The organism is Nonomuraea sp. NBC_00507 (genome assembly GCF_036013525.1).
Lineage (GTDB): Bacteria > Actinomycetota > Actinomycetes > Streptosporangiales > Streptosporangiaceae > Nonomuraea.
This window is the reverse complement of sequence record NZ_CP107853.1, coordinates 10,214,159-10,235,011: the sequence shown is the minus strand read 5'-3', so window position 1 is coordinate 10,235,011 and position 20,853 is coordinate 10,214,159. Positions and strand designations below refer to the sequence as shown.

Below are 20,853 nucleotides of genomic sequence, written 5' to 3'. Positions count from 1 at the left end.
CGGGCGCCTCGCGGTTCAGTCGTTGAACCAGCTCCACGAATCGGTGGTGACCTCGCCACCGATCTCACCAAGATCACCGAGAAGGGCGGCGACCCGGTCCCGGTTGGCCTTCAACGGCAGGTCCGCGCTCAGCTCACCGCGTTCCACCAAGGCGGTCAGGCAGGCGATCAGCCGCTCGTCGGGGTCCCGTCCCTGCGCCCGCATGCCGATCCGTTGCTCCAAGGCCGCGGCGAGCGGCTCCGCGGGTACGTGCGTCAGCGCGACGCTGTAGGCGTACTCCCGCCCCGCGTCTCCCGCGCGAGACAGGTAATCGTAGTGCTCGTGGAATCGGACCGCCGTCAGCCGGACGACAGGCGTGCCCGCGACCCGGGAGTCCAGCGACACGCTCAACGTGAAGAGACAGTCGGTCCGTTCCCGGTGGGTCTTGAGCAGGGTGTGGGTACGTTCGCCCCGCGTCTCGTACGGCACCCCGGCCGCGGCGCACCATGTCGCGACCTGGTCCGCGTTGTCCTGGGGCGAGCGCCCTTCCCCTGGCGAGGCGCCCAGGTCACCGCGTTCTACCAGGGCGGTGAAGCAGTCGAACAGGCGGTCCTCCGTGCCGGGCTCCGCAGGCAGGCCCAGCCGCCGTTCAAAGAACGCGACCAGCGTGTCCAGGGACGTCAGCGGAGCGATGACGCTGCTGCGGACCGGCGCGCCCTCGTCACGCCGATCGGGGGGAAAGTACATCTGGCCGAACTCGATGCGAGGCCGGCCATCCACGGTCTGGACGTCGACGCTCAGGAACAGCGTGCCCCCGCCCGGGAGGTCGTGCGTACGGAAGAGGTCGTGGCGGCGGCGAGGTCCGTCCAGGCGGCAGGCCAGGCCGGCCTCGTCGCACCAGGCATGCACCCGGTCGCGGTTATGCCGGAACGGCAGATGATCGCCTAATTCGCCGCACCCGATCAACCCCGCGAAGGCGTCGACCAGGCGGTGTTCCAGACCCCCGGCACGCGAGCGGCCCAGACGGGCATCGAGCATCGCGACGAGCGGATCCAGCCTCTCGCAGTCCACCCTGACCGTGTGCGGAGAAGCCTGGTTCCCAGGCCCGGAGATCTTGTACGACTCGAGGAATTCCACCGAGACTCCCTGCCCCTCCCTGTCGCTGATCTCCAGGACGAGATGGCGGCTGTGACCGCCGCCGGGCTCCGGCTGTACCCGCAAGAGGACATGACGGCGGATGCGCCGGAGCGTCGCGCCGTTCCAGTCCCGCATCACTTCATGGAACACACCCGCCTCGGTGCACCAAGCGGCCACCAGGGAGACGGTGTCGCAGCTGTAGAACCCCGTGACCTCGTTGAGTTCGCGTGGCTTGCCCCGGCCGGCCAGAACGGCCCAGCAGGCGATCAGCCGGTCCGCCAGGCCGCCCGCCTGCTGCCTGTGTGAGCCGCCGAGCTTCTGCTCGAAGTACGGCACCGCGACATCGAGCGCGCTGAGCGGGACGGCGACCTTGCGGTGATCATGGGAGCGCGCGGGATCCGGTGACCGGTGATGCTCGATGAGCTCGACCACCGGCTGCGGCCCGTCGTCGCGGCGGCCTGCCATGAGCAGGACGGTGCCGGCGCTTATGTCGTTCGGAAAGCTCGCCAATGTCTGTGCTGGCATCATGACGGCAACCTACGACCCTGGGCTACGACGTGGTGGACATCGGCACGCTCGCCGACAGCTGGCGCAGCGAACCCGGTGGTGCCCGCGGAGCGGGTAAAGGAACTGACCGACAGTGCCGTCCCGAAGGATGCATGACATGTCAAGCTCCTGGGTAGACTATTAGCGTATGAGCGATGTACCCCAGTGGCTGGACCCGGCCGAGCAGCACGCCTGGCGTGCCTTCGTCCGCCTGCACCAGAAGCTCAGCGCCAAGCTGAGCCGGGACTTGCAGGCGCACTCCAAGTTGTCCGGCGCCGACTTCGAGATCCTGGTGGCGCTCACCGACATTCCGGAGGGCCGGCAGCGATTCCAGGAGCTGGCCAAGACGGTGGAATGGGAGCAAAGCCGGCTGTCCCACCAGATCGCGAGAATGTGCAAACGCGGCCTGGTGGCCCGGGAGGAATGCCCAGAGGACGCCCGCGGCGCCTTCGTCGTCATCACGCCCGCCGGCCGCACAGTCATCGAAGCCGCCGCCCCCCAGCATGTGGCCATGGTCCGCCGCCTGGTCATCGACGCCCTCAGCCCAGACGAGCTCGCCGCCCTCGGGCGGATCTCCCACCGCATCCTCGAACAACTCGACACCGTGTCACCGTGACGCTCGCCTCGGTCCTCAACGTCCAGACCGGAGCCGGGGTGACCTGCGCGAGTGGCGGACCCGCCGCACGGGGGTGCGGCGGGTCGTGGTGGCGTCAGCCGCGTGATCTGTTGTCGGTCTCGAGGACGAGACGAGCGAGCTCGAGCCGGTCGACGTCCGGTCCGTACGCCGCCGCATTCCCGAGGACGACCGCGCCCGCGCCCGTGGTGAGCGTGAGGGGCGTCGCCTGCGGCCAGAAGTTGTCCCAGGCGTAGTTGTGCCGGAACACGCCGCGCGTCGTCGTGCCGCCGGTCTCGCTGATGTCGAGGAAACGGCTGATGACGTCGGTGTTGTACGGGTGGCCGGTGTTCCTGTCGGCGTTGGCGTAGTGCACCACCAGGACGTACTCGCCGGGGCCGAACCCGTCCGGGCGGGGGAGGGTGAGCGTGTTGCCCGGCCCGTTTCCGATGTTGCCGACGTACGCGCCCGCGGAGGCGTTCGACCCGCTCGTGGCGGGAACGTTGACCACGTTCACGGTCCCGGCGCGCGTCGCCTGCTCGGCCTCGATCCGGTGGACGGCCGCGTCCGCCTGCGCCACCCGTACCATGGTGAGCCCGCGCAGCTCCAGCCGGGCCGGGCCGCTCACGTCGATCGTGGAGATACCGGCCGGGAGGTACACCCGGGCCCGTGACGAGCCCTCGCCGGGGTGCGTCGCCCGCAGGCCGCGGATGGCGCGCCCGTCGACTCGGACCGGCAGCTCGCCGGCGCCGGCCGCCCGGTAGGTAAGCGTCAGGTCGTAGTAGCCGTCTTCGCTCGCGGCCACGAAGAACGTGGCCAGTGCGTCACCGCCGAGCGCGATGGCGGGGCCCTTCGCCTCGCGGGTGATCCGCGCGCCGCCGGACAGCCGCGCCTCGTCGGCGGAGTAGACCGCGCGCTCGGCCCCGGTCACCTCGGTGAGGTCGAACCTGTCCAGCGTGATGTCGCTGCCCGGCAGCCGGCTCGCGCCGTCGGCGCTGGTGCGCACGGACAGCTCGTGGGTGCCGGCGGTCAGCTCGACGTCCACGTCGGTGCGCCCGCGGTAGGTCCAGCCGAGGTTCGCCGAATACTGCACGATCTGGTTCAGCTTGCCGTCCACGAACAGCGCGTGCCTGCCCGGCGCCTTGTTCGCGCCCTGGTAGATGCCCAGCCGGTAGCGGCCGTCGCGAGGCACGGTGACGGGGAACGTCACGGCCGAGTCGACCCGATTCATGGCGCCGACATCCCGCCGGCCGGAGGTCGCGTACAGCTGGGGGTTCGCCGTCGTGTCCTGGTTGAAGGCCTGTGCGGAGGTGAGCGCGGCGGACTCCGCCTCGACCGAGACCGTCCACGGCGCGTCGGGCTCAGGCTCAGCGCCGCTCGCGGGCACGATGGTGACCCGGTAGGCGGCCATCACGTCCCCGCCGGGCAGGTCCACCCGCAGCTTGCCCCCGGACACGGTGGCGCGCCGGGTGGCGGTGACCGGCGGCTTGAGCGCGTCGCCCTCGTACCCGGTCCAAGTGGTCCTGGACACCACGACGTCGACCTGCTTGCCGAAGACCGCGGGGTCGAGCCCGGCGATGTCGAGCTGCACGGGCTCCGAGCCGCCGCCGACCAGGATGGTGCCGCGCCGGGCGGACTCGTCGATCGCCGCGACGGCCTGGACCGTGTCGGCGACGTTCAGCCGGGGCGGGGTCGCCCTGACTGTCTCCCCGGTCAGGTCCGCGTACCACTTGAGCAGCCACCAGCCGCCGTTGGCCTGGCGGGTGCGCACCGCGTGGTCGTCGAGGTTGCCGGCGTAGGTCCAGTACGCCATGTCGGCGTCGACCTTGGTGTCCTCGAACAGGGAGATCCACTGGATCATCTGGCCGGGGACGGACATGTCACGCCGGTTGCCGTACTCGTCGATGTTGATCGGCAGCGGGCCGATGCCGAGCTCGCGCTCCATCGCGCGGTAGTGCTCATAGTGGCCGCGGTAGGAGGCGAGCTTGTCGCGCTGCAGCTCGTGCCAGGCCATGATGTCCGGCAGGCAGTTCCCGCCGGCGCAGCTCGCGTCCTTGGCCCAGGTGAGGAAGTCGCGCAGCCGGCCGGGGTTGTAGGCCGCCTCGTTGGGACCGACGATCCTGGCGTCAGGGTCGATCGACCGGATGCGCTCGAACACCAGCTTCCAGTCGTCGAAGAACTTCTGCTTCAGCGCCGCCCAGTCCTGGTACCAGATCCCGTCGGGCTCGTTGAACGGCACCCAGACGAACTTGTCCTTGTCTCGTGGCCGCTCCCGGACGACCTTGCGCACCATCGTGTCGACCTTCGCCAGATAGTCATCGATGCCGCGGTTCTCATAGGGCCACTGGCTATAGACGTCCTGCATGTAGATGACGACCTCCTCGCCTCCGGCGGCGAAGAAGCCGTCCGCGACCACGAGCGCGTCGCCGTTGGGATGCTGGTCGCCGTCCGGGGCCTTCTGCGCGATGGTGCGCGGCCGGGCGCCGGCGAGGAGGGAATCTCCCGGTACGCCGGGGTCCGACAGGCCGTACAACATGCCGGTCGCACCGCCGTGGACGGGACCGGTGCGCTGTGCGAAATCCACGGCGACCACGTCGAGTGCGGCGGCTGCGGTGGCTGGGGTGGCGGTCAGGGCGGCGAGCGTCGCCAGGGCGGCCGCCGTGCCGGCATGCCGCAACAACCGATGTCGGTGCATGACTGTCCTCTCCTGGGTGCCGGGCTGGTCGGCCCGGCTGGGGGGTGCGACCCGAGGGGGCGTCGCTGACTCGGACCGGCCTCCATCGCTGGTGTGACCGGTCACATGCATGAGCGTAAGTGTGAGCGGTCACACGCTCCTCGGGGAAGAGGCCTTTGCGGGATCGTTACGCGCGGATTTCAGGAGTGCGACGGTGGCCGCGCGGCGGACTTGTGTCCGAGCAGGCGCGACGGCCCAGGTCTGCGTGAGACGAGGGCCGGGTCGCGGTCATCGGTGGTGCACGGATTCGACGGTGTGCAGGTGGGGGTCGAACTGGTCGGCGATGGCGGCGGCCTCGCGCATGTGCACCTGGGGCGTGGAGGAACGCATGATCACCGGATTTCCCTCCGGGGAGGTGCACAAGCTGGCCTCCCTGCTTACCGCCTGCGCCCACAACCTGACGTGACACTCAGCCCAAAGTGGGTCAGTAGACGAAAGGCCAGCCCGCGGCGTCCCAGCCGATCCTATTGATGCCGAGCCGGGAGGAACCGTCGTCGGCGTACCAGTGATAGAAGAGCACGTCTCCGTCGTTGTCGGGCAGGACGGCCTGGTGGCCAGGGCCGTGGATGCTTCCATGCCCGGCCAGGATTTGCGTGCCGCCGCCGGAGGTCATCGCCGTCCCGTTGCGGTCGACGTACGTGCCGGTGATCGACGTGGAACGGCCGACCATGATGCGATAGGTGCTGGAGGCGCCGCGGCAGCACAGGTCGAAGGAGACCAGCAGGTAGTAGTAGCCGCCATGGCGGAAGATGGAGGGCGCCTCGATCGCGCCGCCGCCCCGGCCGGCGATGCTGCGGATGGTGGAGTCGATGCGCTTGCCGGTGGCGGGGTCGAGCTGGACCATTTTGATGCCGGACCAGAAGGAGCCGAAGTTCAGCCACCAGCGGCCTTGATCGTCGATGACCAGGTTGGGGTCGATCGCGTTGAAGTCGTCCGAGGTGCGCGATTCGATCACCAGGCCCTGGTTGGTCCACGATCCGGACGCGCCGGTCGAGCTGGTGGCCAGGAAGATCGCCGAGTGGTTGGAACCGAACGTGGAGGCCGAGTAGTACATGGAGTAGCGGCCGTTGACATGGGTGATGTCCGGCGCCCACAGCGTGTTGCCTCCATCCGTGTACGGATGGGCCCACGGGACGCCGCCCGGGAACGCCGATCCGGCATTCCGCCAGGCCGTCCGGTCGGCCGAGGTCTTCAGCGGGATGCCGTCACCGGTGTGAGCCAGCAGGTACGTGCCGCCCGGGGTCTTGGTCACCTCGGGGTCGTGGACATTGACGTCGCCGGTGACGTACCCGGGATTGGGGTAGCCAGGCGGCGGCGTGGTGGAATCGCCTAGCTTGAGGAGCTGCCACTGCTGGTTGGCGCCGTTGAGGTCGGTGTACTGCGACAGGCGGCCGCCGTCGGTGGTGGACCACTCCCACACCTCCAGCGCCTTGCCGCTGTTGCGATTGATCAGCTTGACGAACCCATTGTCGGTGTCGACGACGCGGAACTGCTGGTTGGTGCCATTGAGGTCGCTCCACTGGACGACGTTCGCGCCATCGGCCGTAGAGCGGTTGGAGACGTCGAGGACCTTGCCGCTGTGGCGCGAGCGCAGGCGGTAGTAGCCGCCGCCGGAGTCGACGAACTGCCACTGCTGCCAGGCGCCGTCGTTGCGGGCCCACTGGACGATGGGGGCGCCGTCGGAGGTGGCGCGGTTATAGACGTCCATGGCCTTGCCGCTGTGCCGGTTGACCAGCACATAGGAGGCGTTGGTATCGATGGTCGCGGCGGTCGCCGGGGCTGCGGCCACGAGCGACTGGCACACCATGAGCACCGTTGCGACGACCGCGATGGCAGTGTTTCCGAGGCGGCAGCCGGGTCCTAAGAGAGGGGCGGTGCGTCTCTTCATTGAGCACTCCATGATGTTAGCGCTAACATTCTTCCTGACAGTGGCGCTGACAGTTGACTACGGAAGCTGTGCGCTCAGTGTTAACGCGAACACCGCGGCCGGTCAAGGAGTTCCAGGGCTATCGCAAGCGTGCGCCGGCGCCCCCGGCAGGCCGGGCGCACGGATGGGTTGAAAGTTTCACGTCAGTGCGGCGGCGGCCCGTTGCCGGAGCGGAGTCTCATGGGCGGGGTCGGTGCACAGAGTCACGGTCAGCCCGTCCCCGGCGGCGTCAGAAAGGACGGCCAGCAAGGTGTCGAACTGCTCGGGAGGTTCGGCGCTGAGCAGGTCCTCGGCGTGCTCCACGATCAGGGCGACGGCGCCCGCATCGCGCAGGCAGTCGGTGAGCGCGTCCCAATTGCGGCCGAAGTAGTCAGGGAAGCGCAGAGCCCGCGCCACCTCCTCGAAGAAGGCGGCGCGGGTCCGGCAGGCCCGCCCATCCACCACTGCCGGTGCTGGGCCGGTGGACACCGTCAGCCAGTGCGGCAGCGGACGTGCGGTGGAGGCCATGAGGTTCCTAGAGCCGGTAGAAGTCGGTGTAGTGGTTGGGCGAGAACCACGCCACGCCGGTGCTGCGGTTGACGACGATCCGGTAGACGTCACGCGCGGCACCCATCGACCGGGAGTACACGTCGTACTCATAGTAGGTGGCGCCGCTGGGGAGCTGGCCCTCGCGGTTGTAGAAGCGTCCGCCGGCGAAGTTGTACCTGCCGTCCGGCCACGAATACCAGTTTCTGGTGGTGGGGTAACCCTTGGAAGCCCAGATCGATTTGGCCGTGCGCGCGTCGGCGCACCGCGAGATGGTGCAGGAGCTGTAGACCGCGGCGTTGGCGGGGGTGATGCCGACCAGGCCGATGAGGGACGTGATGGCGGTGAGGATGACGGTAAGCCTTACCGCCCAGGACGGTTGGGAGCGTCGCGGTGTGTGCACGTAGCCTCCTCGTGGGTGCGACGGACACTGCAATGATCACCGTTTGTCGTGTCGAATAACGACAAAGACCGCAAAGGACTCGTGAACACTTCGCGGACGCGGCGGTGAACCTGAACGCGCGGACGCGTCAGCGGAAGTCGGTGATCCGGAATACGGCCATCATGTCTTTGGCCCTGGTCCCGGACCCGGGGTAGAAGGACGCCTCGGCGCCGACCCAGCCGCGGAAGGCGCCGCTGTCGTCGATGATCTGCAGCAGCGGCTTCATGTGCGAGTTGCCCGAATAGCAGAACTGCTTTCTTTCCATGGCCAGACAGGTGCACCAGTGCCACATGGTGTCGCGGCGATCGTGGTTGGAGATTTTGACGAGGTAGTACTGGATGGAGCTGATGTTCGCCTTGGTGCCGCCGCCGACGTTGGGGCAGCCGCCGCTCTTCTGGCAGGCGTTCGCGGACGACGGCTGCAGGTAGGTCAGGCACGAGGTCGTGGTGGCGCAGCCGCGGAAGGCGCCCGGCTTGAACGGCTGGTTAGCGGAATTCACGATGCGCTGACCCGACCAGGAGACCAGGTCCTGTCTGAGCGCTCCGGCGAAGGTCCGTACGGAGCTCATGGCGCGGCGAGTGGCGAACGAGGAGTTGCTTCCGTAGCCGTATCCGTGGGTGGCCAGGGTGCCGCCCGCGAACTGCAGCCGGGCGAGCTTGCCGTCAGGCGACAGCTGCACGCGCCACTTCTCGGTCCAGGTCTGCGCGATCTTCCATCTGATGCTCACCACGTTGCCGGCCATGCTGTAGGTCCCGGTACGGGATTCGTCCGGGGCGCCTGTGAAACCGCCGGCAGTCAGCACGTCGCAGGCGCGTACACGTGAGCTGGAGCCGCCTGCCTTGGTCGAGCAGCTGGAATCGGGGACGACACCGGTGGCCTGTCTGCCCTCGGGGTTGCGCTGCCACCAGAGGTAGGTGCTCGCGCTGACGGTGCCGTTGGCCTTGAACTGGTATGTGCCCAGACGCACCCAGTTCTGCGTGGACCCGGCGCGCAAGAAGCCCTGGCTGATCACAAAGTTGGCCTTTCCACCGGGTAAGGCCGACCGGCGTGGTGCGGCGCTGGCCGAACCGACACCGGTGGCCAACAGGGTGAGCGTCGCGAGCACGGCGGCGAGGACTGCGCGCACGGAGAACCTCCTTGATTTCGGTCTCCGCCGATTCTTGCCGATGCGACCCTTCGATGGCTGCCCGTTTGACTGACTTTCACCGTCGAAAGTCAGGATGAGCGGGCCTCCAGGCCTGCGCTAGTCCGTGCGTGCCTGACGGAGGCGCTCGGCCTGTTCGCGCAGCGGCTGGGGGATCAGCTCCACGAGCTGGTCCGGTCTGAGCGGCAGATCCAGCAGGCTGAGCTTGACCCGGTTGCGCTGCAGGTGGGCGCCGACGTCGAATCGGACGATGTCCACGGCATCGGTGCGCAGCCTTATCGACAGGTCGGCCCCCGGCTGCAGCGGGTCGGCGGGGGTGCCGTCCACGGAGAAGATCAGCGGCACGTTGTCGGACGGGTTGCGCAGGACGATGTGGTCGTCCTTGCCCAGGATGACGGAGCGGCTGATGCCGGACATCGGTGCCACGGGGGTGAGGGCGACGGCCGGGGTGGACGGCGAGATGACGGGGCCGCCCGCGGCGTAGTTGTAAGCCGTTGAGCCCGTCGGCGTGCAGACGATCACCGCGTCCCCCCGGTAGTAGCCGTGCCGCAGCCCGTTGACCTCGAGGTCGAGCGTCAGGCTCGACAGCGGCTCGGCCGAGGCGACCACGATGTCGTTGAACGCGGTGAAGTCGCCCGCATCCAGGCAGCTGTGCGGCTCGAGCGTGAAGCGGCCCTCGGTCAGGCGCTCGAGGGCCGGCTCCAGCTCCGACGGAGTGACCTCGATGAGGAAGCCCAGGTGGCCGTGGTTGACGCCGAGCACCGGCACCTGGCGGCCGACCACCAGGCGCATCGCGCCCAGCATGGTGCCGTCGCCGCCGAGGCTGATCACGCCGTCCACCCGGTCGGCGAACTCCTCGGCCGGCACGGTGTCGACCTCCGGCCCCACCCGCTCGGCGTCGCTCCGGCGGGCGATGACGGTGGCCCCGATACGCCGTGCGAACCGGGTGATCACCTGTACGGAGTCCCGGACCGGCCGGTCCGGGTGCACCACCAGCCCCAGAGTGCGGTGCGGCCGGCTGGTCGAGCTCTTCACGAAAAGGCCTCTACCCTACAGGGGGCTGATCGCCCGGTCCCTGGCGGATGTGACGATGCTCCAGGGCAACTCGGGCAGCGGGAGCCGGTCCGACCCCGGATCCAGGAGCAGGGAGCCGGCGGGCAACCGCGGTGAGTTGGTCGCCACCACCCTACCCTCGGCGTTGACCAGCGTGATCTGCGTGGGGCTGGCGGCCAGCACGCCGAGCAGCAATGCCTCGAACCTGGCCGCCCGCACGTCGGCGCCCACCACGCCGAGGAAGCGGCCGTCCACCTCGGCGGGCGCGGTGAACGTCAGCATGTAGGTGTCGGTGCCGCCGTAGTCGACGTACGGGCCGACGATGTGGCGGCGGCGGGTGCGCTCGGGCACGGCGAACCATTCGGCGGCCGTGTAGTCGTAGAAGTCGAGGCTCTCCGGGTCGAGGTCCACGTCGAGGAAGATCGGATCCTGTTCGGGCGGCGCCTGCCACCACTCCAGCCACCGCCGGCGGTCGGCCAGCACGCCGGGTGCGACGATGACGCCCGCCCCCGCCACCACCTCGTGCGTCCTGCTCAGGCAGGCGAAGATCTCCGGCCGGACCGCGGCCAGGTCGGCGCAGGCGAACGAGCCGGAGGCGCGATAGCAGGCCGCGACGCTCGCCAGCATGCGATCCAGCGAGCTGAAGATGTCCGCGACGATCGTGTGGACCCGCTCCGCCACCTGACCGACGTGCCGATCGCTCATCGTTGCCTCCTCACTCGGATGCGACGAGCCGCCAATGAAACTCCATCAGACGCTCTATCCCCTTGTCGATGTGTTCCTCGGTGAGCGACCTGGCTCGGGCCGGATCGCGGGCCTCGATGGCGTCGATCACCTGGGTGTGACTGAGCACGACGTCCTGCGGGTCGACGGCCTCCCCGTACGGGAGCCAGAGCAGCTCGCCCACCTCGGCCTGGATGTCGATCTCGGCGCGCGTCAGCCGCACGGATTGGGCGGCGGCGGCGACCTCGATGTGGAAGCGGCCGTCGGCGCGGCGGCGCTCGCCCACGGAGGTGGCCGCGTCGAGGCGGGCGAGGACCTGGCGCAGGCGCGTGACGTTGTCGGCGGAGGCCCGCAGGGCGGCCAGCCGGGCGGCGGTGCCCGCGATCGCGGAGCGGTAGTCGCCGATCTCGCGCAGCTCCGAGGTGCTGAGCTCGCGCAGGCGGCGCCGTAGGCGGGCGGTGGACGGGTCGGCGGGCGCGAGCACGAACGTGCCGCCGCCGCGCCCTCTGCGGGTCTCGACCAGCCCGCGCTCGCGCAGGGCGGCCAGAGCCGCGCGCAGCGTCACGGTGGAGACGTTGAGCGCGTTGGCCAGCTCCAGCTCGGCGGGGAGCTGGTCGCCGTCGGCGATCAGGCCGAGCGCGATCGCCTCCGCCAGCCGGCGCACCACGACCTCCACCCGGCCGGAGCCGTCATCGACCGGGGCGAAGACCGCCGCCGTGGGGAGCGCCCCCGCGCGCTGATTCATAGGGAGAGCATATTGCCTTTTGAAATATGAACTCATAGTTTTAAGCGCAACCCACCTAGGGAGGCCACATGCCGGATCCCGAGAAGAGGTTCGCCGAGGAGTGGCGCAACGCCGCCTACAACTGTTTCTCCTCAGGCCACAAGTTCTGCCGCGAGGTCTGCCCGGTCATGCAGGTCACGCGGAACGAGTCCTGGAGTCCCACCGCCTTCCACGCCAACGTCGTGGCGATGGAGAAGGGCGAGCTCGAGGTCGCGGACGTCGCGGCCGACTACGTCAACTGCACCGGATGCGGCGCGTGCGAGCTGCGCTGCCCCAACTCGTTGTTCACCGGCGACTTCTACCGCTTCCGCACCCGTACGGTCGACCTGGTCAAGGCCGTGCGCGGGCTGGCCGTCTCGCAGGGCGTGCACCAGCCGGGCTGGCAGCGCTGGAACCTGCTCACCGACGAGCGCAGGCACGAGCCGGTGCTGAACGGCACCCCCGTCGACCAGGCGCGGGTCCGCGACTGGGCCGATGGGCTGGACCTGCCGATCGGCGGGGAGACCATCTTGTTCGTCGACTGCGAAGCGGCCTTCTATCGCACCTCGGTACCACGCTCGGTGGCCCGGATCCTCAACCTCGCCGGCTACAAGTTCGGGCTGATGAACGAGCAGTGGTGCTGCGGCGGCCCGGCGGCCGAGATGGGCTACGAGGAGCAGGCGCGCCGGTTCGCCCAACACAACCTGGACGACTGGCGGGCGGCCGGGGTGCGGCGGGTGCTGGTGCTCGACCCGCACGACTACATCACCTTCACCGAGGACTATCCGAAGTACTTCGGCGACGCCTACGACATCGAGATCGTGCTGGTCGTGGAGTTGCTGGCGGAGCTGATCAGGGAGGGCAGGCTGACGCCGCACGTCCCGGTCGAGCGTACGGTGACCTACCACGACCCGTGTCGGCTCAACAAGCGCAAGGGCGTCTGGCGGGAACCGCGGGAGATCCTGCGGGCGATCCCCGGCTTGACCTTCCACGACGTGGACCGGGTGACGCAGTGGTCGTACTGCTCGGGCGGGGGCGGCGGGCTGCCCGTCGAGAAGCCGGAGCTGACCGCGAAGATCAGCGAGCACCGGGTCGAGAAGGCGGCGGAGCTGGGCGTGGACACACTGGTCAGCGCCTGCCCGTGGTCGGAGCGGCCGTTGTCGGAGGCCGGCCGGGCGCGCTCGATCGACGTCGTGGACCTGCACGAGCTGCTGGCCGAGTCGCTGGGGGTGGCCCCATGAGCGCGCCGGAGGTGGCGTCATGACCGTCCTGCTCGGCGACCCCGTACTCGAGGAGCTCCGGCAGATCCTCGGCCCCGAGCACGTGCTGACCGGCAAGGCCGACCGGCTCAACCGGGCGCGCGTGCCCGCGCCGTTCCCCGTGCACCGGTGGGCGGAGCGCATGCCCGATCTGGTCGTGCTGCCGGCCTCCACGGAGGAGGTCGCGGAGGTGCTCCGGCTGGCCAACAGCCTGCGGATCCCGGTCGTGCCGCGCGACGGCGGCACCGGGCTGACCGACGGCGCGGTGCCGCTGCGCGGCGGCATCGTCGTGGACGTCAAGCGCATCAACCAGATCAAGGAGATCGACCTCGACAACCGCACCTGCACGGTCGGCACCGGCATCAACGCGCTCAAGCTCAACGAGGTCATCGCCCGGCACGGCCTGATCTATCCGGACGATCCGGCCTCCTACCCGTGCTCGCTCGTCGGCGGCCGGATCGGCACCAGCGGCTGGTCGCTGATCGGCTCCCGCTACGGCCACACCCGCGACCTGGTGCTCAGCTTCGACCACGTGCTGCCGACCGGCCGGGTCATCCACGTCGGCGACGGCATCGGGCGGAAGATCACCAAGAGCTCCAGCGGGTACCAGCTCAAACACCTGTTCATGGGGCATCAGGGCACGCTCGGCATCGCCACCGAGGCGACGCTGAAGTTGTTCCCGAAGCCGGAGGCGGAGCTCTCGCCGTTCTGGGCGTTCGAGGACTACGACAGCGCCTACCGCGCGGTCGGGGCGCTGGCGCGGGCGGGCGTGGCCACGTTCGCCGGCGCGGTGCTGTTCGACGAGTGGAAGGTCGACTACCTAAGGCGCGACGACGAGGCCTACATCCCGCAGCCGTCGTCGGTGAAGGCGCTGGTGTGCGCCGCCATGTACGGCTACGAGGACGAGGTCCGGGCCGGCGGCCGGAGGCTGCTGCGCATCGCCCGCTCGCTCGGGGCCCGCTACCTGGGCGACGAGATCTCCGAGGGCGACTGGGCGGCCCGGCACGACAGGTACGCCACGCCGCTGCACGGCCGTACCCGGTCGGGCCAGGTCGTCCCGATGAGCTGGCACTGCGAGGACGCCTCGATCAACTACACGAACCTGCCCGCCGTACGGCTGGCCTGGCACGAGATCGCCGACCGGCTCAGGCGGGAAAGCGACGTGTTCGACGACTGGGGCATGTTCGCCTACACCAATGGCGCGACCGGCGCCGACTACCTCACCGAGATCGACATCGGCATCTGGGAGCAGCGGCTCGACGACGCCGCGTGGGAGGCGTGGGTGCGGGCCAAGCGCGACCTCGCCGCCGTGACGCTGGCGCACGGCGGCTCGATCAGCGCCTGCCACGGCTCCTGCCGCGAGGGCGAGGTGGACCTGGTGCCCGTCGAGCTCGGTGGCGGATACGACGTGATGCTCGACATCAAACGGGCCATCGACCCGAACAACATCATGAACCCCGGCAAGTACCTGCTCGACCAGGCATACGCGGAGAAATCGTGAAATATCGCTATCAGGAGGAGATGTCGCCTCCACCGCCCCAGCGGGTGACCGACGTCGCGATCACCCGGTTCGAGCACGTCTTCGAGGTCGAGCCCGGCCTCATGACCGACCACGTGACGCAGCAGACCTTCCCCAACTGGGACACGCTGCGCCTGGTCCGGTCCCGAGCCGACCATCTGGCCTGGATGCATCGGCACTTCGCGGACAAAGTGATCTCCGGCGAGGAGCTCCTCCATGACCTCGACGAATGACGCTCCACTGAGCGGCCCGGCGGACGACGCCCGGCTGGCCGACCTCGGCTACACCTCCGAGTTCCGCAGGGACATGAGCCTGTGGGCCAACTTCTCCCTCGGCTTCACGTACCTGTCTCCCGTGGTCGGGATCTACACGCTGTTCGCCTCGTCGCTGGCCGTCGGCGGCCCGCCGATGATCTGGAGCCTGGTCATCGTGGGCGCCGGGCAGTTCCTGGTGGCGCTGGTCTTCGGCGAGATCGTCTCGCAGTATCCGCTGACCGGGGGCATCTATCCCTGGGCCAGACGGCTGTGGGGGCGGCGGTGGGCCTGGATGACGGGCTGGGTGTACCTGGTCGCGCTGCTGGTGACGATCGCGAGCGTGGCGTACGGGGCGGGGCCGTACTTATCTGCATTTCTCGGGATCGAGGTGGGCACGGGGAACACAATCCTGTGCGCGCTGATCATCCTGGCCGTCGCGCTGGCCATCAACATGGCCGGGACCAGGGCTCTGGCGGTAGCGGCGATCATCGGGTTCGCCGCCGAGCTGATCGGGGCGCTGGCCGTGGGCGGGTGGCTGCTGCTCACCCAGCGGCACCACGGGCTCGGGGTGCTGTTCGACTCGTTCGGCGCGGGGTCGGAGTCCGGATATTTCATCGCGTTCCTGGCCGCCGGGCTTATCGGGATATTTCAGTACTACGGGTTCGAGGCGTGCGGTGACGTGGCCGAGGAGGTGCCCGACCCGACCCGGCGCATCCCCAAGGCCATGCGCATGACCATCTACGTGGGCGGCGCGGCGGCGACGTTCGTCTGCCTGGCACTGCTGCTCGCGGTGCCCGACTTCGCCGCCGTCGTCTCCGGGGCCGACGCCGATCCCGTCACGAACGTGCTGACCACCGCCTTCGGCGCCACCGGCCTCAAGGTCGTGCTCGGCGTGGTGCTGCTGTCGTTCCTGTCGTGCGCGCTCAGCCTGCAGGCGGCAGCGAGCCGGCTGCTGTACGCCTACGCCCGCGACGACATGATCGCCGGCAGTCGCGCGCTCAGGAGGTTCTCCCGGGCCAGGCGCATCCCGCCGAACGCGCTCCTGGTCGCCGCCGTCGTGCCCGCACTGGTCGTGCTCGGGTCCATCGTGTCGGAAGACGCCCTCATCAAGATCATTTCATTCGCGGTGCTCGGCATCTACCTGGGCTTCCAGATGGTCGTGCTGGCGGCGTTGCGGGCCAGGTTGCGCGGCTGGCGCCCGTCCGGGCCGTTCACGCTGGGCCGCGCGGGCCTGGCCGTCAACGTGGCGGCGCTGGTCTACGGGGTGCTCGCCATCCTCAACATGGCCTGGCCGAGGACGCCCGACGCCCCCTGGTACGACAACTACCTGGTGGCCCTGTCCGGGCTGGTGGTGGTCGCCGCCGGGCTGGTCTACCTGCTGGTCGCCAGGCCGTACGACAAGGGCGACGCCCCTTCGGGCGACGCCATCCCTCAGGAGGTCGCACGATGAAGTTCAGCTACGTGATGCTGCCCGACTACCCGCTGCGCGAGTCGCTGGCGTCCATTCGCCTGGCCGACGAGCTCGGCTTCCACGCCTGCTACGCGGCCGACGAGACCTGGCACAAGGACCTGTGGCTGCTGTTCGCCGCCGCGGCGCAGCAGACGTCCCGCATCAGGTTCGGGCCCAGCGTCTCGTCGGTGGTGCTGCGCGAGCCGTCCCTGATCGCCCAGGCGGCGGCCACGCTCGACGAGCTCAGCGACGGGCGCGCCGAGGTCGTGCTGTCCAGCGGCAACTTCGGGCTGCTCGCGCAGTACAACATCGACTGGACGGTCACCAAACCGCTGTCGCGCGTGAAGGAGGCGGCGCACGTGGTGCGCACGCTGCTGGACGACGGCGCTATCACCTTCGACGGCGAGTTCTTCAAGTACAGCGGCCTGTTCACCTTCGCCCGCCCCGTGCAGGACCGCGTGCCGGTCAAGCTCGGCGCGATGCGCGGACCGCGCTCCTTCCAGGCGGCCGGCGAACTGTCCGATGGCGTGCACCACGCGCTCAGCTACACCCGCGAGGCCTACGACTACCTCGTCCAGCACTTCAGGGCCGGCGCGGAGAAGGCGGGCAAGGACGCCTCCTCGATGGACATCGGCGCCTGGGTCGTCTTCGCCACCGGCCCGGACTCGGCCGTGGCGAAGGAGGCCGCCCGCAGCATGGTCGGCCTCTACGCCTCGTCCATGCCCGCCGAGCAGCTCGAACGCAACGGCGTCGACCCGAACGCGATGAAGCCGATCGTCGACGCCCTCGGCGCCGGCGACCTGGCCAGGGCGATCGAGCTGACCACGCCGGAGCTGGGGGAGCGGCTGTCCATCGCCGGCACGCCGGAGGAGTGCGTGGCCAAGATCAAGCGCGAGATCGAGCCATCGGGCGTCAACCACATGATCCTGGCCATCACCGACGCGACCTTGGTCAAGCAGTTCATGGGGAGGGAGCTGCCCGAGGTGGCGGATGTGGACAGCCAGCTCAGGCTGATCCACGACCAGATCATGCCCGCGTTCGCCTGACCGTGGGGGGTACGGCGGACGACGCCGTACCCCCACGCGCCCAACTGCTCGTGCGACGCGAGCATGCGCGAGGAGGCGCCGCAGACGTGCGAACACGCGCTTGCTGTCGGGCACGCAGATGTGACGTCACATGACAGGAGCAGCTTTGCCTTAAAGGCCCGCCTGTACGTCCTGCTCGACCTGCTGTGCGAGCAGGCGGTGGCGGTTGGCTCGATTGACTTCCTGCCGATGCGGATCCGGGATGGGCGCCGCGAGCAGGAGGCGCTGCGTGTACGGATGCTCGGGGCTCGATGTCACGACGTCCCCGTCCCCGTCCTCGACGAGCTGCCCTCGATACATCACCGCCACCCGATGGCTGATGTAGCGCACGACGCCCAGGTCGTGCGACACGAACAAATAGGCCACATCAAGCGACTCCTGCAGCTCGATCAACAGATCGAGCACGGTCGCCTGGGTCGAGAGATCAAGTGCCGACACAGGCTCATCACAGACGACGAGCTTCGGCCGCAGCGCGAGTGCCCGGGCGATCGCGACTCGCTGGCGCTGGCCCCCGCTGAACTCCCGCGCATAGCGGTCCACGGCATCCTTCGGCAGCCGAACCTGGTCGAGGAGTTCGCGTACCTGCGCCTTGGCGGCGTGACGCCTGACGCCGATGACCCAGAGCGGTTCGGTGAGGATGTCGCCGACCGTCATGCTCGGGTTGAGCGAGGTGTAGGGATCCTGGAAGACCACCTGCAGCTCGCGCGCGAGCCCGCGGCGCGCACGGCGCGAGGCGTGCCCGATCTCCCGGCCCTCGAACCGAATCGAGCCGCCGGTCACCGGGGCGAGGCCGAGAATGGCGCGGCCGAGTGTGGTCTTGCCCGAGCCCGACTCGCCGACCAGACCGACGGTCTGGCCGGGCTTCACGTCGATCGAGACCCCGTGAAGGGCACGGAACGGTTTCGAGCGGAAGCCCTTCGACGGATACTCGACGACGAGGTCTCGAACCTCAAGCAGTGATTCAGACACGAGAGTCCCCCGTAGCCTTCGCGCGGGCGAGCCGGGACGGCCGCCCGTCGAGCATCGAGCCGAGCAGCGACCGCGTGTAGTCATGCCGCGGCGAGTCGAAGATCGCCTGGGCGTGCCCGCTCTCGACGATCTCGCCCTGCCGCATCACGAGGACGCGATCGCAGATGTCGGCCACGACACCGAAGTCGTGCGTCACGAACAGCACGCCAAGACCTTTCTCCTGCTGCAGGTCACGAAGCAGGTCGAGGATGTCGGCCTGCACCGTGACGTCGAGCGCCGTGGTCGGCTCGTCGGCGACGAGCAGTTGGGGATCGCATGACACGGCACCGGCGATGAGGACCCGCTGCGCCATACCGCCGGAGATCTCGTGCGGGAAGGCACGGTATGTGCGTGCGGGGTCCGGGATGCCGACCCGTGCGAGCAGGTCGAGCACGCGGTCACGCGCCGCCGCTCGGGAGAGGCCGAGGTGCACCCGGACGACTTCGCTCAGCTGGTTGCCGACCCGGAACGACGGGTCGAGGTTGCTCATCGGCTCCTGCGGGATGTAGCCGATCCGGCGCCCGCGCACGGTGCGCAGGAACGACGCCGGGCGGCCGAGGAGCGGCTCGCCGGCGAGCGCGATCGCCCCAGAGGTGACCTCGCCGCCGGTCGGCAGCAGGTCAAGGACCGAGAGCGCGACTTGGGTCTTGCCCGATCCGGACTCGCCGACGAGGCCGACGACCTCGCCGTGTGCGACATCGAGCGAGACTCCGTGTACGACCTCGATGGAGCCGCCGCTGTAGGCGACGCGCAGATCTCGGACCGAGAGCAGCGCGCTCGACGTGGCCGCCGTTCCTCTTGTCTCGGCAGCTCCGCTCCCTTCGGTGTTCCCGGCCGGGGGAGCAGCGGCGCGGTGGCGGCGCCGGACCGGCTTCGCGGCGCCGGCCTGCAGAGCGTCCCGGAGACTGCTCGCGAACAGGGCGAGGGCGGCCGAGGCCATGAAGAGGGCGAGACCGGGCCAGAACAGCATCTGCGGAGCCTGGAAGATGTTGAGGAAACCCTCGTTGAGCATGGAGCCCCAGCTGGCGGTCTGCGGGTCGCCGAAGCCGAGGAACTCGAGTCCGGCCTGGATGCTGATGCAGATCGCCAGCACCATGGCGCTGTGCATGATGAGCGGCCCGCGTACGACGCGAATCATGTGCCGGGCGATGATCCTGGTGTCGCTCAGGCCGGACACCAGGGCGGCGTCGATGTAGAGCTCGTTGCGTACCCCGCTCACTGTGGCGCGCACCAGGCGGTACGCGCCGGGCGCGAGCATGACGCCGAAGATGACCATCGACGTCCAGATGGAGGGGCCGAACACGGTGCGCAGCGCCAGCAGCACGATGATCGCAGGCAGCGCCTGGAGCAGGTTCGAAGCCCACGAGGAGACCGAGTCGAAGGTCCGGCCGTAGTAGCCGGCGATGAGGCCTGCGGGCAGTCCGATGACGAGCGAGGTGAGGAGGGCGATGGTCGCGCCGAGCAGGCTGACCTGGGCGCCGTACAGAAGCCGGGAGAGCAGGTCGCGGCCGGCGCTGTCGCCGCCGAGCGGGTGGCCGGCGGAGATCGGAGCGAAGATGTCGTCGAGCGACGACCGGGCCGGGTCCTGCGGGGCGAGCACGGGCGCCAGTACGGTCGCGAACAGGATGAGCAGCAGGACCACCAGCGAGATGATCCCCAGCGGGTCGTGCAGCACCTTGCTGATGACACCACGCCGTGCCGCGACCGCTGCGGGGGCCGGGATCGAGACCATCTGGCTCATGAAAGACGCACCTTCGGGTTGAGAAGGCCGATGGCGAGGTCGACCACGAGGTTGACCAGCACGACGATGGTGGTCATCACCAGGACGACGCCCATGATGACCGGTACGTCGCCGTTGATCGCCCCGTTCGTGGCGGCGAGGCCGAGTCCGGGAAGTGCGAAGATGCGCTCGACGAAGACCGCACCGCTGAGCGTGCCGATGAAGGTGAGCGCGACGACCGTCAGCGCCGGTGCGCTCGCGTTGCGCAGGACGTGCACGACGACCCGCCAGGACGGCAATCCGCGCGCACGGAGCGTCCGCACGTAGTCCTGTTCGAGGACGTCGATCACGGCGCCGCGCACCTGCTGCGCCACGCCGGCGACCGCGCCGACCATGAGGGCGACGATGGGCAGGGTGATCGATGCCAGCCACTGGCCGGGCGAGGCGGTGAAGGGGACGAATCCCGTCGCAGGCAAGAGTCGCAGGTGCAGCGCGAGACCCGACACGAGCAGCAGGGCGAGCCAGAAACCCGGCACCGCGAAGCCGACGATCGCGAGCACCTGAAGCGCGATGTCGAGGACGCCCCGGCGGAGTGCGGCGGTGACGCCCAGGGCGAAGGCGAGCAGCGTCGAGACCAGGATCGAGCCGATCACGACGGTGAGGGTGACGGTGGCCCGGCTGGTGACCAGGGAGCCCACGGGTTCCGCCGTGAACCAGGAGCGGCCGAGGTAGCCCAGGGACAGGTGCCCCACATAGTCGACGAACTGAACGTACAGCGGCCTGTCGACGCCAAGCTCGGCCGACTTGGCGGCGATCTGCTCGGGCGTCGCGTTCTCCCCCAGGATCTGCCGCGCGGCGTTCGCCGCATTGCCGTACATGAGCAGGAACGTGAGGGAGGGGACCACCAGGAGCACTGACAGACCCGCGCCGATTCTCTTCGCGAGGAACGCCAACAACTTGACTGCCTTTCCG

At 69.2% G+C, this 20,853-nt stretch carries 18 protein-coding genes; 6 read left to right on the top strand and 12 right to left on the bottom strand.

Annotation, left to right across the window (positions count from 1 at the left end; translation table 11 throughout):
* Window positions 1–15: 15 nt before the first annotated feature.
* Window positions 16–1,581, bottom strand: coding sequence for a hypothetical protein (locus tag OHA25_RS49120; RefSeq protein WP_327583726.1), 1,566 nt, complete (start codon window positions 1,579–1,581; stop codon window positions 16–18).
* A gap of 229 nt (window positions 1,582–1,810) precedes the next feature.
* Between OHA25_RS49120 and OHA25_RS49115 the strand changes: the two genes are divergently transcribed.
* Window positions 1,811–2,278 (top strand): MarR family winged helix-turn-helix transcriptional regulator, encoded by a 468-nt coding sequence (locus tag OHA25_RS49115; RefSeq protein ID WP_327583725.1) that lies wholly within the window; start codon window positions 1,811–1,813, stop codon window positions 2,276–2,278.
* Between the two features lie 94 nt (window positions 2,279–2,372).
* Here the strand turns inward: OHA25_RS49115 and OHA25_RS49110 are convergent, their stop codons facing one another.
* The 8 genes from OHA25_RS49110 to OHA25_RS49075 form a co-directional block, all read right to left on the bottom strand.
* Complete coding sequence (locus OHA25_RS49110) at window positions 2,373–4,970, bottom strand: hypothetical protein (RefSeq protein WP_327583724.1); 2,598 nt, start codon at window positions 4,968–4,970, stop codon at window positions 2,373–2,375.
* 463 nt (window positions 4,971–5,433) lie between these two features.
* On the bottom strand, window positions 5,434–6,897 hold the full coding sequence (locus OHA25_RS49105) for a family 43 glycosylhydrolase (RefSeq protein ID WP_327583723.1): 1,464 nt from the start codon (window positions 6,895–6,897) through the stop codon (window positions 5,434–5,436).
* Between the two features lie 177 nt (window positions 6,898–7,074).
* Complete coding sequence (locus OHA25_RS49100) at window positions 7,075–7,443, bottom strand: barstar family protein (protein ID WP_305916138.1); 369 nt, start codon at window positions 7,441–7,443, stop codon at window positions 7,075–7,077.
* Between the two features lie 7 nt (window positions 7,444–7,450).
* Window positions 7,451–7,864 carry a ribonuclease domain-containing protein gene (locus OHA25_RS49095; protein WP_327583722.1) on the bottom strand — a complete coding sequence of 138 codons (414 nt, stop codon included), beginning with the start codon at window positions 7,862–7,864 and terminating at the stop codon, window positions 7,451–7,453.
* Window positions 7,865–7,991: 127 nt separating this feature from the next.
* Window positions 7,992–9,029 (bottom strand): hypothetical protein, encoded by a 1,038-nt coding sequence (locus tag OHA25_RS49090; RefSeq protein WP_327583721.1) that lies wholly within the window; start codon window positions 9,027–9,029, stop codon window positions 7,992–7,994.
* A gap of 117 nt (window positions 9,030–9,146) precedes the next feature.
* The gene (locus OHA25_RS49085) at window positions 9,147–10,082 is read right to left on the bottom strand and encodes an NAD(+)/NADH kinase (RefSeq protein WP_327583720.1); all 936 of its coding nucleotides are present in this window, start codon (window positions 10,080–10,082) and stop codon (window positions 9,147–9,149) included.
* A 15-nt stretch (window positions 10,083–10,097) separates the two neighbouring features.
* Entirely contained in the window at window positions 10,098–10,805 is a 708-nt protein-coding gene (locus OHA25_RS49080; RefSeq protein ID WP_327583719.1) for a PDC sensor domain-containing protein, read from the bottom strand.
* A gap of 10 nt (window positions 10,806–10,815) precedes the next feature.
* On the bottom strand, window positions 10,816–11,568 hold the full coding sequence (locus OHA25_RS49075; protein WP_327583718.1) for a FadR/GntR family transcriptional regulator: 753 nt from the start codon (window positions 11,566–11,568) through the stop codon (window positions 10,816–10,818).
* A gap of 68 nt (window positions 11,569–11,636) precedes the next feature.
* Between OHA25_RS49075 and OHA25_RS49070 the strand changes: the two genes are divergently transcribed.
* From OHA25_RS49070 to OHA25_RS49050, 5 genes are read left to right on the top strand one after another with little or no spacing between them, the layout of a single operon-like run.
* A complete protein-coding gene (locus tag OHA25_RS49070; RefSeq protein WP_327583717.1) occupies window positions 11,637–12,827 on the top strand; it encodes a (Fe-S)-binding protein in 1,191 nt (396 codons plus the stop codon).
* 19 nt (window positions 12,828–12,846) lie between these two features.
* Window positions 12,847–14,346, top strand: a complete 1,500-nt coding sequence (locus tag OHA25_RS49065) for an FAD-binding oxidoreductase (RefSeq protein ID WP_327583716.1) — start codon at window positions 12,847–12,849, stop codon at window positions 14,344–14,346.
* Entirely contained in the window at window positions 14,343–14,597 is a 255-nt protein-coding gene (locus OHA25_RS49060; RefSeq protein WP_327583715.1) for a hypothetical protein, read from the top strand. The genes OHA25_RS49065 and OHA25_RS49060 overlap by 4 nt, the downstream gene beginning before the upstream one ends.
* On the top strand, window positions 14,581–16,068 hold the full coding sequence (locus OHA25_RS49055) for an APC family permease (protein ID WP_327583714.1): 1,488 nt from the start codon (window positions 14,581–14,583) through the stop codon (window positions 16,066–16,068). The genes OHA25_RS49060 and OHA25_RS49055 overlap by 17 nt, the downstream gene beginning before the upstream one ends.
* On the top strand, window positions 16,065–17,114 hold the full coding sequence (locus OHA25_RS49050; protein ID WP_305916152.1) for an LLM class flavin-dependent oxidoreductase: 1,050 nt from the start codon (window positions 16,065–16,067) through the stop codon (window positions 17,112–17,114). The genes OHA25_RS49055 and OHA25_RS49050 overlap by 4 nt, the downstream gene beginning before the upstream one ends.
* A gap of 150 nt (window positions 17,115–17,264) precedes the next feature.
* On the opposite strand, the gene OHA25_RS49045 is transcribed toward OHA25_RS49050, so the two are convergent.
* From OHA25_RS49045 to OHA25_RS49035, 3 genes are read right to left on the bottom strand one after another with little or no spacing between them, the layout of a single operon-like run.
* A complete protein-coding gene (locus tag OHA25_RS49045; protein ID WP_327583713.1) occupies window positions 17,265–18,122 on the bottom strand; it encodes an ATP-binding cassette domain-containing protein in 858 nt (285 codons plus the stop codon).
* On the bottom strand, window positions 18,115–19,902 hold the full coding sequence (locus OHA25_RS49040; protein WP_327583712.1) for a dipeptide/oligopeptide/nickel ABC transporter permease/ATP-binding protein: 1,788 nt from the start codon (window positions 19,900–19,902) through the stop codon (window positions 18,115–18,117). The genes OHA25_RS49045 and OHA25_RS49040 overlap by 8 nt, the downstream gene beginning before the upstream one ends.
* On the bottom strand, window positions 19,899–20,834 hold the full coding sequence (locus tag OHA25_RS49035) for an ABC transporter permease (protein WP_327591156.1): 936 nt from the start codon (window positions 20,832–20,834) through the stop codon (window positions 19,899–19,901). The genes OHA25_RS49040 and OHA25_RS49035 overlap by 4 nt, the downstream gene beginning before the upstream one ends.
* Window positions 20,835–20,853 lie beyond the last annotated feature (19 nt).

Coding starts and splice junctions, on each gene's coding strand:
- OHA25_RS49120 (WP_327583726.1), bottom strand. CDS start 1,581: ATGGCAGGCCGCCGCGACGACGGGCCGCAGCCGGTGGTCGAGCTCATC.
- OHA25_RS49115 (WP_327583725.1), top strand. CDS start 1,811: ATGAGCGATGTACCCCAGTGGCTGGACCCGGCCGAGCAGCACGCCTGG.
- OHA25_RS49110 (WP_327583724.1), bottom strand. CDS start 4,970: ATGCACCGACATCGGTTGTTGCGGCATGCCGGCACGGCGGCCGCCCTG.
- OHA25_RS49105 (WP_327583723.1), bottom strand. CDS start 6,897: ATGAAGAGACGCACCGCCCCTCTCTTAGGACCCGGCTGCCGCCTCGGA.
- OHA25_RS49100 (WP_305916138.1), bottom strand. CDS start 7,443: ATGGCCTCCACCGCACGTCCGCTGCCGCACTGGCTGACGGTGTCCACC.
- OHA25_RS49080 (WP_327583719.1), bottom strand. CDS start 10,805: ATGAGCGATCGGCACGTCGGTCAGGTGGCGGAGCGGGTCCACACGATC.
- OHA25_RS49075 (WP_327583718.1), bottom strand. CDS start 11,568: ATGAATCAGCGCGCGGGGGCGCTCCCCACGGCGGCGGTCTTCGCCCCG.
- OHA25_RS49070 (WP_327583717.1), top strand. CDS start 11,637: ATGCCGGATCCCGAGAAGAGGTTCGCCGAGGAGTGGCGCAACGCCGCC.
- OHA25_RS49065 (WP_327583716.1), top strand. CDS start 12,847: ATGACCGTCCTGCTCGGCGACCCCGTACTCGAGGAGCTCCGGCAGATC.
- OHA25_RS49055 (WP_327583714.1), top strand. CDS start 14,581: ATGACCTCGACGAATGACGCTCCACTGAGCGGCCCGGCGGACGACGCC.
- OHA25_RS49050 (WP_305916152.1), top strand. CDS start 16,065: ATGAAGTTCAGCTACGTGATGCTGCCCGACTACCCGCTGCGCGAGTCG.
- OHA25_RS49040 (WP_327583712.1), bottom strand. CDS start 19,902: ATGAGCCAGATGGTCTCGATCCCGGCCCCCGCAGCGGTCGCGGCACGG.